Source organism: Bacillus sp. BC05(2025), from assembly GCF_056725905.1.
The window spans coordinates 151821-166687 of sequence record NZ_JBWYRA010000005.1 but is presented as its reverse complement, the minus strand read 5'-3'; the positions used below and the strand labels follow the sequence as shown (position 1 = coordinate 166687).

The following is a 14867-nucleotide window of genomic DNA, read 5'->3' as shown; positions in this document are numbered from 1 at the left end:
TATGTAAGGCGTATAGTTTTATTTGTTTTTCTGTTTTTCTTTTCTCGCATCAGACCTTTGGATTTTTGCTTGAATTTCGGATGCTACACTTTCTAACAACCACGCAGGGATCCATCTTTCCCAACCGATACGCGCACAGTTTGCAGCAAAACTATTGAAAATGTGATAGCTTAATCCGCCCACTACCATGAAGAAAAAGAAATCCGGTAGTTTCAGAGCGATATCAAATAAATGTGCAAGAGCCGGTAATGATAAAAGCACCACGGTTCTCGTGATGCCCTCAATTCCATATTGGCTGCTGTATGTTCCATCTAACTTTGAAGCTTTACTACCAGTAATCCAGTCCAGCATAATAATCCAGCAGTAAATCCCGATCCAAATCAAATTCACTTTACCATATAGCAAATTAATTATTGTTCCTAATCCACCGCCTATAGCACCACCTACTTTAAATTGAGTACTTGTAATGACATCAGATATATTCAATGCCTTAATGAGTTCTTGAATTCTTTCCAAGTTCTCACCTCCTTTCAAATTTTGGCCAAAATAAAAAAGCCTGCTGCTACACGCTTGATTTCGATAAAGTTATATGTTCATTTTCTTCCACGCATATTCTAGTGGTTCAGTACGTGGCGGTTTCATTACTTCTTTTTCAGTAGTTTGATTTTCGTTTTGGGAAAAGTTAACCATAACACCTTGCCGTATAGCTGTTTGCCTAACTCCTGTGAGAAACATATTACGGATTTCTAGTTTTGTTCCTTTACGCGTTTGTATTGTACGTGATGCTGTTTGATATTGGGTTTCCGGTTGAAGTATTACGCTCTGTATCGTCATGAAATTACCAGCCTTATTCTATTCGTAAAGCAATATTGGTATCACTAAATGAACCCCATACATTAGGGTAAGAAGTGTTAAATATTTTATACTTTTGCACTTCTTCACCTTGAGTAATTTCAACAATGTCACCATATACATAATTTGAACCCCTATATATATAAAAACCATCAAACTTTGCTCTTAATCCATCCGTGCCATCACCCATGTAAAGAGGTGTAAATATCATATTACCTTCCGGAGTTGGAAATTTCAAAAAAGCTTTCTCCCAAAAGAAAGTATTAACAATTGCATTCGTACCATTTCCATACCAATTAAATCTGGATCTATCTGTTGTTAATGCATTATTGCCAGACCAATTAGAACCAGCACTTACCATTACACTAAATGGTGATGAACCATAAGCTTGTGAAAATACTTCTTGCTGGTAGCATTCACTTGGAAGGCCCAAAAATCCTATTACAGTTTTCTTTTTTCGATTTGGAAAGTTATCATCATTTTCATAAACACAATAAATAACAGTTTCTTTATCAACATATAAGTATAAATCTACCATCAATCTGGAATAGGTTAAATGGGTTACTGAATTTGCACCATTAGCTTTCCCTTGATGAAAAGCTAATGGATAAACATTAGTACTGCCTTTCCCTATACCATTTACTTCATCATATCCATTAATCAACCGGAAGCTACCATCTGTCATATACTTATCGGAAGTTCTTATATCTAAACCATCATAAGAAGTACTGTTTACTAAATTTTCACTTGAGGTATTTGTATCAAATGGACGCAATTCTATGTAAATAGGTTTGGTACCATCGTTACCACTTGAGTACATGACATAAATCTTATCTTTTGATGGTTTATCAGCATTTAATTGCTGCCATCCAGCCTTTTTTATTTCATCGATAATCTTCATAAAGACTTCTCTTCGCTCTAGTCTGTGTAACTTACAAATTTTATTTGTCATTTTACATGTTCCTCCTTAACTTAAACGTATTGCCTTCATAGAAATATTAAAATTAGAGGTTGCTACACCCCTATTTTCTATATAAAGATGTACCTTGTTTGTATGATCTTTATCCTCACATGGAATGGATAGAATATCGTACGTTCTTTTTTCTGATAAGCTTTTATAAATTTGATTCCCGTTCTCCTTTTGGTCGTACATAAATAACATTGCTTCAACATTCGAATCATTTGTAACTTGAATTGTACGAATATCGTATTTATTACAACCTACATCCAGTGGAGTATATAGAGTTTTTCCTGGTTCAATTGTAATTTGTACATTCCTCTCAATAAGGATTGATGGTGTCATCTCACTTTCGGATGTATATCTATATAATTTCATTACAGTTCCCATATGGTATTCACCTCAATTATGTTTTAGATGAATATTAAAATAAATCGGTTCAGATGTTAGGAAATTTGTATCCTTCACAACTTTCACCCAAAAATCACGCGTATCTTGTGCAGCTACTGAATCAATCTGTATTTCATTTGAATAGTTATTACCATCTAATGAAATAAGTGCCCAGGTATAACCGACTTTCTCCATGTACTGCTGAATAGATAGTTTTATATTTGTAGCATAACCAATGTTATCATTTACGATAGTCATTTTTACAATCCGCTCATTATCCAACATGTAGCCTAAATTCGTTGGATCCGTTGTATTTAATTCGTTGTTATTCATTTTGATTTGTAGGGATGAACCCATACAATACATATCTCCACCATAGAAGGTACCTTGTTTCTTTGCTAGTATTTCGTTTTCCTCGTCATATATTTCTATGATTCCCTCAAACTCTAAGGAAGGAAGTAGAATATCAATACCTGTATGAGCTGCAGCTACGATGTTAGTAGAAAAGATATTATCTGCAGTATCTTTTAATACAACCTTATAATTTTCATATAGTTGGCGCAGACGTAACATGTTACTTGTTGTGATAATAATTTTATCGATGTCTAGCGGTACAAACCCCTCTGCAGTTCCTCTTTTTAGAACAACTCCAATTTTTTTTGCTGCTAATGAATCGTTATCTGTATAATCAAAAAATATATCCGTCTTTGTGTAAAAGTCCCATTGATCTTCCTTACATATTGCCATCCACTCTTTATTGCTTTGTGAACTATTAACAGAATAGGATTCAAGAAACTCAACTTTATTCTTTTCATTTTGATAGATTAGTAAGCCGCCTTGATCTCCTTCTTTTGTAGGAGCATAATCCGCAATAACTTGTATTGCAAAGTTACTTTGTGGTTTATCGATTAATAACATTACATCCTTATTTTCTGTATGTTTCAATCTTATAAAGCCTTTTCTTTCAGCGATACTAAAAGAAGTAGAAGGTGATATAATCCACTCTGGGTTTATAGAATCGAAATAATCTAAAAAGATTTTCCCGCTTTCTTTCTTGTATAAAGAACCATTTGTTGTTTTGTTAAATTGGTTTGGATGGAACAGTTTATGACCTTCTTTAACATCGAAAGCATCAATGTTAAAATTCACCCATTTTTCATCTGAAGGAGTTATAATTTCAACTAGATGATCCCCTTCAGATAATCCTGTTTTTTCATAAACTAAAACACGATTTTTTTCTGCCATATTTTCAGTAAAGGTTTCTTTTACTCCGTCTATGATTACCAGGGTATTGTTTGGCTTATTCCCTGGGTATGTTCTTGCAATTAAACGCAAACTCGAACCACTGAACCCAACGCGTAAGGAAGCACCCTTTTGTTCTGTATAATAATGTGATTCTCCATATTGAGTTGGATGTTGATATAATTTCCATTCTCCTCTATATTCAATTAAATCATTATTTGGAACATCGTCAAACCGTTTCCACCCAGGTTCCGGTTCTTTTAGAACATCACCAACTTTAGCACTTAAATCTGCGTAATCAATAGCAGTTAAAAACGTATAAGGTTCCTTATCACTTGAACCAGTAGTGAAACCATCATGAGTTACCTCTACTCTATGGGTGCCTATAGGTAAATCTAATTTCTCAAAACAGACTCTAAACATTGATGAATTATTATAAATTACCGAGCCTTTAATCCAATTCCTACCATTTATTCTTACTTTTATATTATAACGATGTGCTCCATAAGCCATTTGCATTATTCTAAAAGCGGTTCCGGTAAATACAAATGAAAATATATCATCATTTGTATTTTTTGGGCCATAAAATGCAAGCCAACAGTTTTCTATAGAAGGATTATCATTTCCACCTACTATAGCCCAACTAGCACTTGGGTATTTATCCTTATCTCTTACACCTTGAAAAAAAGTGTTAACGTTATCCTCTTGAAAATACTTACGATTCCATCCGGATTCCGGCTTCAGTAAACTATTACCTAATTTGGGTGTTGCCATTCTATCACCTTCTCTTTATCTCGTTTTATTCCAGTTTGAATTTGTCCACCAAGATTGGCGGCTATGACGTAGCTATAGTTAGAAGTTCTTTTTCTACTTTTTCGGATACAACTGTTTGATCTAATTGCATTTGCATTATTTGCGATAGTTTAGAAGCGTCTTCAAAGAGCGTAATGCGTGTTTCTAGTTCCTTGTGAATACGACCAAATAAATCAAATTCAGGCAGGTATACAGGAATCCCCCATACCTTCAAATAAATCGAATTCTTCTATGGAAGCCGGTAATTCTTTTATTGTTTTATTAGCAATAAAATCATGGTCTTCTATAGTAGTAAGAATATCTTGTGTTTTTAATTCGGATGAAATGCTTTCAGATACATCTACAAGTACTGGCGAATCTTCCTTGTCTGCACTAATTAATTCAATTACATCCGCTTGCGATTCATTTAATAAACGATCAGCACCGTCTATATGTGTTATATTTGCAGTTAATTCGGTTAATTGTATAAATTCCTCTTTACTGCTTTCTATCACTTCAAATGTATTTTGTTTTTTTAGTGCAGTGGTACTTGCAGCGATATCTTCAACCGATAATATACGCGAAGCAATTTCGCTTTCTTGTGAATTTGTAACTTCTGCTATAAATACATTTTCTTTGCAGATACTTGTTTCGGTAAGTCTTGAATAATATTAGTACCCTATCGGCGAAAGAAGCCGTAGCGAACAAAAATAAGAGCAATAGAGTCATAGATAATGAGCTAAATAGTTTCAATGGTTTTTCATTGTGTATATTCCCTTTTTAGCCTTACAAAAGTAGAGCACCGTCTTTTGACAATGCTCTACTTTTGTAAGGCGTGTATTTTTTTGTTCTGTTTTTCTTTTCTTGCATCAGACCTTTGGATTTTTGCTTGGATTTCGGATGCTATACTTTCTAACAACCATGCAGGAATCCATTTTTCCCAGCCGATTCTTGCACAGTTTGCAGCGAAGCTATTAAAAATGTGGTAACTCAATCCACCGACTACCATGAAGAAAAAGAAGTCAGGTAGTTTAAGAGCAATATCAAATAAATGTGCAAGAGCCGGTAATGATAAAAGCACTACGGTTCTCGTAATGCCCTCAATTCCGTATTGGCTGCTGTATGTTCCATCTAGCTTTGAAGCTTTACTACCAGTAATCCAGTCCAACATGATAATCCAGCAGTAGATTCCAATCCAAATTACATTCGCCTTACCATATAGCAAATTAATTAATGTCCCTAGTCCTCCGCTTATAATGCCACCCACTTTAAATTGAGTACTTGTAATTACATCAGATATATTCAATGCCTTAATGAGTTCTTGAATTCTTTCCAAGTTCTCACCTCCTTTCAAATTTTGGCCAAAATAAAAAAGCCTACTGTTGTAGGCTTAGAATTTACATATTTAGTCTCTTCCAACAATGCTCTAATGGTTCTTGGCGAGGGTAGCTCACTTCTTGTTTTGAATCATTATTTACTATTAAATCCTCACAAAAAATCATTCCGTTTCGTTTTAGAGGTTTTCTACTTCCGATAAAAAAAATATCGTCAATAATTTTGCCGCTTCTTTGAACTAAATTTCTCTTTAATGATAGGAATTCAGGCTCAAAAATAATACCTTTAAAGACAGTAATGATAATCACCTCATTCAATACGGAATGCTAACGAAGCAGGTAAGGAACCATAACTACCAGTTGCATTTATATATTTATATTTATGAATTTCGTTATTTCTTTCAATCTCTAATATGTCACCATTTACTATTTGCGAATTACTAGTTTGATATATTCCTTCTAGCTTACCACGAACACCATAACTATCTGATAAAATATAAAACGGAGATAGTAGAAAGGTATTATCGATATTTGGATTTAATCCCGTAGGTATTTGCAGCCAAGTACTACGATATGATTGTGACATAGTTGTATCGTTAGATCCTTTTGGACGATTAAAAGTAAGGCCATTGTTACTGGTTGTATAATTTCCACTCCAAGCACTAGCGTACCAAACTAAAGCACGTGTATATGGTTCATGTTTTTCTTCTAGCATTAATCCCCCTAGTGCCCCAATATATGTAACTGCAGGAGCTAATCTTGTGCTTACAGGTGGAATTGTACAGGTTATAAATTTTTCCTTATCAACAAATAGATAAAATTCAATCTCAGTATCTATAGCAATTTGAGGACCATTTGAAGCGAATCCATCATTGTAATTCCTTCCCCGGAACCAACTAGTCGGCCAAGATTGATCGGAACTAGTCCCACGGCCTTTCTCTTTATCGTATCCATAACAAAATTTAAAGAAGGCATCAGAATATATCGTTGATCTAACGTCAAAATCTATTTTTTTTTGGCTTCCCTCCATATTCCTTCCATCATATGGTATAAGTTCGATATAAATATTTTTTTTACCATCATTGCCATTCGAATACATAACATAGACATCATTTGAAGTCGCCTTTCCTTCATTTATCTGTTTCCAACCAACACGTAACATCTCGTTAATAACCAGATTAAATATATCCTTTTTTAACGGTGTGAATCTTTTAAAAATATGTTCTTCCATAAAAGACACTCCTTTATTTTAAACTTACTGCTTTAATAATTAACGTAAATAAGGCCGGTTCATTCCCTTTGTTTTCAATATACAAATGTACAGAACCTGTTGTATCTTTATCCTCGCAAGGAATGGCTAATATATCGTAAGTCTTCTTTTCTTGAAGACTCTTATATATCTGCAGACCATCCTTTTTCTTATCAAAAATTGTAGTGATAGCTTCAACGTTCTTGCTGTTTGTTACATGTATAGTTCGAATGTCAAATTTATTAAATTCCATATTAATTGAAAGGTATTGAGTTTGTCCGTTTTGTACGATTATTTGTTCAGATTTTTCAATAAGTACAGGGGATGAACTATCACCTGTACCCCCTTTGGAACGATTGATTTTCATTTCAGTACCCATATAAACACCTCAATCATGTTGCAATTTAATGTTAAATAAAATAGGTTCAAAACCAATGTAGTTTAAATCTTTAGTTACTAGCACCCAAAACTCCCTAAAACTATTTGCACCTAATGTATTTATTGAGATTTGTTTTACCCAAGCTAAGTTATCTAACGAAATATCTGCCCACGTATATCCCACCTTTTCCATGTATTGCTCAATAGAAATTTTGAGATTTTGAACTGCTACAGAATTTTCATTTTGGACAATCATTTTAATAACTCTTTTTCCCTCAATCATATAGCCTAAATCAGTTGGACCAGTATCGTTTAATTCTTTAGATTTCATTATGATTTTTATAGGGGAACCCATATTATAGATGTCACCGCCATAAAAGAGAGTTTTCTTTTCGGCAATAAGTCTATTTTGTTCATCATAAACTTCAATGCTCCCTTGGAACTCTAAAGATGGTAAGTTTATATCTATACCGGTATTCAATCTGCCCACTTGATTAATAGAAAGTGTAGTTCCATTTTCATCTTTTAAAATTACTTTGTTATCCGGGAACAGTTGTCTTAGTTTTAATTTATGGCCACTTGTGATAAGGATACGATCAATATCTAGTGGCTTGTATGAATCTGCGACCCCTTTCTTTAATACAACACCGATTTTAGTCGCATCTAATTTGTCGCTATCTGCATAATCAAAAGTAGCATCTACCTTGCTGTAAAAGTCCCACTGTTCACCAGTAGAAGTTGCGAGCCATTCCTGGTGTTCTTTAGAAAAATTCATAGAATGAGATTCAAGAAATTCTATTTTATTATCAGCATTTTGATATATGATTAATCCACCTTTATCCCCTTCAACATCAGGGGTATAATCAGCAATGACTTGTATTGCTATATCTCCCTGCGGCTTATCAATTAATAACATTACATCTCTATCAGCCGAATGTTTCAATCTTATAAATCCTTTTCTTGCAGCAATACTAAATGAATCCGAAGGTGATATAATCCATTCAGGGTTTATAGAATTGAAATCATCCATGAGGATTTTTCCACTTTGTTTTTTGTATAACGAAACTTTTGGTCTAGGCGGCAGCAGCCTTCCAGTATCATCGATATCTATAGCATCTAATGAGCTTATCTCATCTGCATACAAGACAACATTATGAGTTATGTACTGTAGATCATTCTTTTCATATAAAAGAATAGAATATTCCCCCCAAGAATCGGGATCAACCATATTATAAGAACCACAAATTTCACCATCTATCTCGACATAAACAGTGCCAGTCCAAAATCTATGAGTACCACCTATAATACGAAGTTTACTACCCACAAATGAGAAATTTATTTTTGATTTACCACTACAAAGATGATATTTACCAGAATAAGCGGCAGAAGAAGATTCATTTTTTCGCCAATCCCCTTCATACGTAATAAAAGAATTGTTATCATCATAACGCTTCCAACCTGGTTCTGGTTGTTTTAGAATATCTCCTACCTTAATAGGAGGCGGAATTATATCTCCTCTAAAGATATCAAACGCATCCATCTCCATATAACTTCCAGTTAATTTAATCGTATGAACTCCATCAGACAACCCTACCCTTTCATAAAACAACACTTGGTTTCTAATCGTCAAAAAGTCACCTGACGAATAGCTCCCTGAGGGAACTCCATCTATCTCAACAAAAACATCTGGTGATCTATTCATTTGTTGGGTAGTAATCACTCGAATACCTGTACCATTAAACGAAAATTCTACAGAACCTTTGCTTGGATCATCACGTTGACACATTTGTGTTTCGTTGTAACAATTTGGTACTACTCCCCTTGAAAGTAAATGCCAGTTTGTCCCTTTGTAAGAAATAAGGGAGTTTGTATCATCGAATCGCTTCCAACCTGGTTCTGGTTGCTTTAAAATATCTCCGATTTTTGCCATTTTATTTCTCCCTATCTTGTTTTCTTCCAATTAGAATTTGTCCACCATGAAGAACGGCTATGTCGTAACCATAATTTCGGTTTTTCTTTTTGAACTTTTCTATTTTCATCAACTTCAATGATTTCAGTAGGGTAAATATTATTAACAAGAAAATCATCAAATTGTATGCACTCTGTATCAATAAATTTATTAATAATAAATCTTTCACTTTCGGTAATTTCAGTATTAATTCCAAGAACTTTTTCCGATGCTTCAAATTCTTCGACTGAACTTTCTATGCAAATCTCCCTGTTAAAGCGCTCGAATTCTTCTATATCAGTTGCTACACTTACATTTCTATCAAATATATCTGGTTCTTGTATTAAAAACTGCTTTGCAGGTGTATCAGCTGCATCATAATCATTAGCGATTTGTGAATCTAATTCTAATACAGGTCTTTTAAAATCTATTATTCCGGACACATCCGACATGATATTTGGTACGCAACGCTCCATATCAATGATATCAATAGTTTCAGAAGCTATAGTAACTTTGGAACGATCCATTAAATTAGACAACACCGTCATTGCTTGTAACTCCCGTTGAACCCTTGCAAATAAATCATAATCCGGTAAATAAACCGGTAGTCCCATACCTTCAAATAAATCCATCTCTTCATTTTGGGCTTCTAATTCGATAATACTTCTATCTGCTGTAGAGGATTCTCCCTCTATAATATCAATTTGTTTGGTTTCTCTTGTGCTCAATTCATCTGTTGTAATGTATGAATGGATATTTTGTGATTTCCTATTAAATTCCCGTGATTCAATGGAACCTGTTATTATTTCTGGTAATACTTTGTGAGCATTGGTTTCATTGTCTAGTATGGTATGTATTAGTTCTTTTTCACGAGTAGCATTATCAAATCCAATGATGTTTTCTGCGATAAAATCCCGAGTTAAAACAAAATTACCTGCAGTATTGACCACATCAATATCAAGTTCACGGCTCTTATTATCCATCGGTTCCATTCCCTCGATAGAATTCCCAGTTAATTCATTTGTAACTCGATTTGATTGTGTTTCATCTTCAATTTCACTTTCAAGACATGAGTAAATTTTATTTACGTTTTCATAAAGCGCAGAGGATGCTATCATTTCATTTTGAATTCTTTTGGCATCTTCTATATCAAAGGTTTCTAGTTTTAAAGATAAGTTTTTTCGCATTGATGTTTCATAGGCTGCAACTGCTGCTATTGTTTCTATTTGTTCTCTTTCAGCTAATTCGAATGATATTGAACCCCCGTCAATTTGAATAATATTTCTATCTGCGGTATCAAATTTTGCATAGTCTGCTTTTAATTCTCTTTGGATTCTTGCAAATAGATCATAATCAGGTAAATAAACCGGTAGTCCTAGATCGTTAAATAGATCATATTCTTCATAATAAGCAGCTACTTCATGAATACATCTATCCGCATTTTCTAAAGGATGTGTTGTTACCGTAGCTAACTCTTTAATTACAATCTTACCGGTGTCATTCTCAAACATACTTGACTGCAGTTCTTTTTCTTTTCGGTCTGCTAATATACTTTCGTAGAATTTTTCTCCATACAATACACGAGCTACTTTTACCCATTCGGGAAGTTCTTCTACTTCTATAGCAAACTCACGAATTTTCTTATGAAGAGGCTCTTCTTCTATGACCTCATTCATTTCATATTCATCTGTATTTCTCGACATAATAGATTCATTTACGATTGTAATTTCATGTGTATCAAATGGTTTATCTACAAGTTCTTCTTTCGCATGTTCCATATCAAAAATACGTCTACGCTGCTTCGCTGACTCATCATTTGTAATATCTATTGCAAAGTATTTCGATTGTACGGAGTGTTCCATTTCAGAAATATCTATATTAACGTTACGGTCTATACTAAAAGCGTTTAACGTTGTCATACTTGCTTCAACTTCGATGTCCCTAGAAGCCCGGGTAATTACATCAGAGAAGACACCTTTAATCCTGTTTACTTTTGTCGCAAATACATCAGCAGAATCTTCTTTAACGGCCTTAAACCTTGAATTAGGCGGCATACTTACAGGAAACTCATGCTCGTTTTTCCCAAAAGGATTAGTAATTGAAATTGAAATACAATAAGTCTTTTCATATGATAGACCTGAACTAACAGAAACTGTATGATTCTTTTCATTTATAAATAAAGAAGGGGCAGCAATTGAATACTTTTTTTCATTCATCTTTTGCCTTCCCCCTTTCTTGTTTAAATATCTTCTTTATAGATTGCTAGGCCAATTGGATTGAAAGGCGAAAACTTACTTGTAAATGGAGAAACCGCTGTTGTTGGCAATGTGTAGCGATATAATTGCGCCATTTGATAATTAGCTAGAATTTCACCACCAGGGAATTCCTTAAAAGTTACCGTTTTATCATCCGGATTATAGTCATAAGCTGCTTTAGGAACTTCCTTACAATCCATGAATAGATTCAATGTATCTCCTTTTGGTTTGTGCTCTAAATGGAATATCTTTTTAGTTCCATCACCTTTACCAATCACTTCATCTGTTACAGTTTTTTCAATTTCAAGCTCGTCTGCTTGTTGAATATTTTTTGGATGTACAGCATATACATCGTCAAGTTTCCCTACATATCCATCATTAGGGTGTACGATATAGATTTGTGATAAATGGTATTTACCGCTATACATAGAAGGGTTAAATCTCCCTTGTCCACTATCGATATCGGCATTATGAGTAATAAACGCAAGGTAATGCTGCTGATACATAGATCCGGTTAATGATTGGGACAAAACAGGCGTAAGATTTCCACCGGATGTGTTTTCACCATAGTCCATATTTGCATTACCGATTTTTTTGGTAGAATTGTTGAATTCTTCCCCAGAACGGCAGCCACCCATAATAATTAAATTCTTTTGCGGTTTATTATCAAATGTATACATTCTTCCTATGTACAATGGAACAAACAAAGCTCGTACAGGGCTTGGTGTTGGATCAATTCGCATAAACATTACGACACGATCTTTATGAGCGTTACCGTACATGTAAACAACAGAATCACGTTTCCAATCCTTTGTGAATCTTTGCTCAGGTGTCAAACTTAGTACTGTATATGGAGAAGCATTCACAAAATTGATAGATGTAAAGATTTCAGCTAGGACTTTAGATGTACTTTGTACGTCAAATGATGTCTTTGCGGCTAGTATTTCTGTTACATCGCTACCGTTACTAGATTCTAGCAAACGTGTGCCTGCAATTTTTATGTTATCTGCACTTGCAGGAGCAACTTTGAAAATAATAGTATCGCCTGTAAATGTATAGTTGTTTGCCTCTAAAATTACTCCGTTTTTGTATACCGCAAAACGGCTTTCATCAAAATCTGGATATGGTAATTTAAAAGCTGTTTTTGTACCATTACCATTGCCTAAATCTGCATCTGAATCACTAATTTTCACTTCTTTTTCAATAAAGTATCGAGTGTAAGTAAAGAAAATAATATCATTCGTTGGTTCATATGCATCGTTAGCTAAACGATATTCCCCTGTCACTCTAGCTCCTTTTGCTACTGGTTTATTAAATTTAATTAATCCGGTTCGACCATCAACTGTATAAGTGTTTTTTTCTTGATAGATACTATTTATATAAATAGATAACGAACTCGCAATGATTGGGGAAGTAGGAATAATAAAGTTTGTTTTCTCCCCATCCCCCACTCCAAAATTCCCTAATCGTGATTCTGTGGCTACATATCTGGAATCTGCGAAATCTGAATCAGCAGTATCGTATGCAACTGCAAAACCAAATCTTCTACGCTCCAAATCACTTCCAGTGGATTCAAATAATCGGACATCAATGAATTTGCTGGTGTCTCTCCGAATACGGAAAAATAGATCACGTTTCCATCCGTGATCTACAAATAACTTTTCTAATTCAGTAGGCAAGGTTTGTAAATTTACAATTTTATCGAACCACATTTATATTCATCCCCTATATTGTTTTCTCGAAAATACCTAACCCTGCTGGACGATATGCAGTAGCTGGCATTTTTGTAATTGGCGAAATTGCATCTACGGTAAAGAATCTGTAGATATCATGCGTATCTGGACATGTATTTTGTCTAACTTTTAATTTATCTCCATTTAACAACCCTAGCGGAGAAAGAAGTACAACATACGGCATATAACCACGCACCCCTTCATCTGGATGTACAATATAAGCCCTAGAAGTATGAACCCTGCCGCTATATAAAGATGGATTAAATTGATACTTATATTCGTCATTATCGTGGCTTTGCCACGCTGTAGGATATTGGCCACCATTAGCACCTTTCCGATCCGGCGGCATAATATTACTCGGTATATTCCATGCAATATAATGTGCTTGGTACCTTGCACCAAAACGTGAACGTTTAATAATTACATTATCAATGCCATTACCTGGCGTTTTAGGGTATTGCTTTGTGCGTGGCATATAGCTAGATACATTCCTAAATGGCGTTTTACTTTCAAAATTAAAGCTATGAGAAGAACTTTCTCCACCTTCATCGTAAGCAGTACCAGCCCAAAGAGCATCCGCTATAGTGTCATCATTTGCATAGCTTTCTAATCGTCCCATATATACCGGAGTTACAGGGACAGTATTATTTTCAAATGCGGGAGTTTTATCTGCTTGTATTAATAAGACAACTCTATCTTTATCAATTTGCCCTGTAATACGTACTAAAGAATCTGGCCACCAATTTGTATCAGCGTCTATATTTAGCAATTTAGGGTTTCTCAAAGTAGATTTAACCCAAGGCGACATCATTAAATCCGGTGCATCTGTATATTCATAAACGGTATATGTGTAAGGTTTGTGGTTGCCATCGTATCCCGTTTTTTCTGTAGCTTTCACTTCAGATAATTCAACATCCATAATAGATTGGAATTCTTTATTGTCTTCTGCTCCCATAATAATTACACTATCCTCTTGATAGCTTGGAAGTTTTTCAATCATATACAAATACATGCATGAACGATCTTTATATTGTGGGTTGTTTTCTAAATATGTCTTAAATTCGTTTTTCCCCTCTGGCTTAGAAAAATCAATGTTTAATTTAGACTTTGTAGTCCATTTCCAAGCTTGGACAATTCCGTATAAACCACCATCGTTATTTTTTAAAACCACATGCTTCGCAGCCCAATATTTATGTTCAGGTTCTTCAGATTTAGTAGCTTTATAAATTGCTTTATAAAAGCTACTTACTTTCTTCCATCCATTTGCAACCATGGTGTTTACTAACTCCATATGAAATTCTGCTTCTGATACTATTTTTTCAATATATGCCATAGGTTTCACGCTCCTAATCTCTTAATAGTTGATAATTCAGCTTTACTACTTTGGATGTGCCGGTTATATTGTGGTATTCGAACTTTAATACAGCGTTAGCCGGAATAGGCCTAATAATAGAAAAATTGAATCCTTCTGGTACGTCTTTTACATAAACACTTTTAAATATTTGTTTCCCATCGATAAATAGATTCCAATAATCACTATCACTATAACTTGATGCAGCTATAGAGAATGCAATTAACTCTGTATCGAATGGTAGTGAGAATTCATCTTTTTTTATTAAATCATCTATTCCAATTCTTCTACCTTCTATATACGGTTCCGTTTTTGTAGGAAAATAGGGAGCGTCAAATCTACCGCCCGCCATATACGTAACAGCAAAACTCATGATATCCCTCCT

Annotated in this window: 14 protein-coding genes; all 14 read right to left on the bottom strand. The window is 34.5% G+C overall.

The features are described 5' to 3' along the window. Positions 1-18 precede the first annotated feature (18 nt). The 14 genes from ACZ76X_RS18365 to ACZ76X_RS18300 all read right to left on the bottom strand — a co-directional run bounded on the left by ACZ76X_RS18365 (position 19) and on the right by ACZ76X_RS18300 (position 14855). A complete protein-coding gene (locus ACZ76X_RS18365; protein ID WP_479851284.1) occupies positions 19-516 on the bottom strand; it encodes a phage holin family protein in 498 nt (165 codons plus the stop codon). Positions 517-585: 69 nt separating this feature from the next. Continuing rightward, positions 586-834 carry a hypothetical protein gene (locus ACZ76X_RS18360; protein WP_326043061.1) on the bottom strand — a complete coding sequence of 83 codons (249 nt, stop codon included), beginning with the start codon at positions 832-834 and terminating at the stop codon, positions 586-588. 13 nt (positions 835-847) lie between these two features. Continuing rightward, positions 848-1804: a hypothetical protein gene (locus tag ACZ76X_RS18355; RefSeq protein WP_479851283.1), complete on the bottom strand. Its 957-nt coding sequence runs from the start codon at positions 1802-1804 to the stop codon at positions 848-850. Between the two features lie 15 nt (positions 1805-1819). After that, on the bottom strand, positions 1820-2200 hold the full coding sequence (locus ACZ76X_RS18350; protein ID WP_479851282.1) for a hypothetical protein: 381 nt from the start codon (positions 2198-2200) through the stop codon (positions 1820-1822). A 12-nt stretch (positions 2201-2212) separates the two neighbouring features. Then, on the bottom strand, positions 2213-4216 hold the full coding sequence (locus ACZ76X_RS18345; protein ID WP_479851281.1) for a hypothetical protein: 2004 nt from the start codon (positions 4214-4216) through the stop codon (positions 2213-2215). Between the two features lie 218 nt (positions 4217-4434). Then, the gene (locus ACZ76X_RS18340) at positions 4435-4749 is read right to left on the bottom strand and encodes a hypothetical protein (RefSeq protein WP_479851280.1); all 315 of its coding nucleotides are present in this window, start codon (positions 4747-4749) and stop codon (positions 4435-4437) included. A 305-nt stretch (positions 4750-5054) separates the two neighbouring features. Next, on the bottom strand, positions 5055-5570 hold the full coding sequence (locus ACZ76X_RS18335; RefSeq protein WP_439980934.1) for a phage holin family protein: 516 nt from the start codon (positions 5568-5570) through the stop codon (positions 5055-5057). A gap of 308 nt (positions 5571-5878) precedes the next feature. Beyond that, positions 5879-6799 carry a hypothetical protein gene (locus ACZ76X_RS18330; protein ID WP_283730874.1) on the bottom strand — a complete coding sequence of 307 codons (921 nt, stop codon included), beginning with the start codon at positions 6797-6799 and terminating at the stop codon, positions 5879-5881. A gap of 13 nt (positions 6800-6812) precedes the next feature. Next, positions 6813-7196, bottom strand: a complete 384-nt coding sequence (locus tag ACZ76X_RS18325) for a hypothetical protein (RefSeq protein WP_283730873.1) — start codon at positions 7194-7196, stop codon at positions 6813-6815. A gap of 9 nt (positions 7197-7205) precedes the next feature. Next, on the bottom strand, positions 7206-9125 hold the full coding sequence (locus tag ACZ76X_RS18320) for a cell adhesion protein (protein ID WP_479851279.1): 1920 nt from the start codon (positions 9123-9125) through the stop codon (positions 7206-7208). A gap of 11 nt (positions 9126-9136) precedes the next feature. Continuing rightward, positions 9137-11359: a hypothetical protein gene (locus tag ACZ76X_RS18315; protein WP_479851278.1), complete on the bottom strand. Its 2223-nt coding sequence runs from the start codon at positions 11357-11359 to the stop codon at positions 9137-9139. Positions 11360-11382: 23 nt separating this feature from the next. Next, positions 11383-13110 (bottom strand): hypothetical protein, encoded by a 1728-nt coding sequence (locus tag ACZ76X_RS18310; protein ID WP_479851277.1) that lies wholly within the window; start codon positions 13108-13110, stop codon positions 11383-11385. 13 nt (positions 13111-13123) lie between these two features. Next, positions 13124-14464, bottom strand: a complete 1341-nt coding sequence (locus ACZ76X_RS18305) for a hypothetical protein (protein WP_439980938.1) — start codon at positions 14462-14464, stop codon at positions 13124-13126. A gap of 13 nt (positions 14465-14477) precedes the next feature. Beyond that, on the bottom strand, positions 14478-14855 hold the full coding sequence (locus ACZ76X_RS18300) for a Low copy number virion structural protein (RefSeq protein ID WP_479851276.1): 378 nt from the start codon (positions 14853-14855) through the stop codon (positions 14478-14480). Positions 14856-14867 lie beyond the last annotated feature (12 nt).

Coding starts and splice junctions, on each gene's coding strand:
- ACZ76X_RS18320 (WP_479851279.1), bottom strand. CDS start 9,125: ATGGCAAAAATCGGAGATATTTTAAAGCAACCAGAACCAGGTTGGAAG.
- ACZ76X_RS18330 (WP_283730874.1), bottom strand. CDS start 6,799: ATGGAAGAACATATTTTTAAAAGATTCACACCGTTAAAAAAGGATATA.
- ACZ76X_RS18350 (WP_479851282.1), bottom strand. CDS start 2,200: ATGGGAACTGTAATGAAATTATATAGATATACATCCGAAAGTGAGATG.
- ACZ76X_RS18345 (WP_479851281.1), bottom strand. CDS start 4,216: ATGGCAACACCCAAATTAGGTAATAGTTTACTGAAGCCGGAATCCGGA.
- ACZ76X_RS18355 (WP_479851283.1), bottom strand. CDS start 1,804: ATGACAAATAAAATTTGTAAGTTACACAGACTAGAGCGAAGAGAAGTC.
- ACZ76X_RS18315 (WP_479851278.1), bottom strand. CDS start 11,359: ATGAATGAAAAAAAGTATTCAATTGCTGCCCCTTCTTTATTTATAAAT.
- ACZ76X_RS18360 (WP_326043061.1), bottom strand. CDS start 834: ATGACGATACAGAGCGTAATACTTCAACCGGAAACCCAATATCAAACA.
- ACZ76X_RS18310 (WP_479851277.1), bottom strand. CDS start 13,110: ATGTGGTTCGATAAAATTGTAAATTTACAAACCTTGCCTACTGAATTA.
- ACZ76X_RS18325 (WP_283730873.1), bottom strand. CDS start 7,196: ATGGGTACTGAAATGAAAATCAATCGTTCCAAAGGGGGTACAGGTGAT.
- ACZ76X_RS18305 (WP_439980938.1), bottom strand. CDS start 14,464: ATGGCATATATTGAAAAAATAGTATCAGAAGCAGAATTTCATATGGAG.
- ACZ76X_RS18300 (WP_479851276.1), bottom strand. CDS start 14,855: ATGAGTTTTGCTGTTACGTATATGGCGGGCGGTAGATTTGACGCTCCC.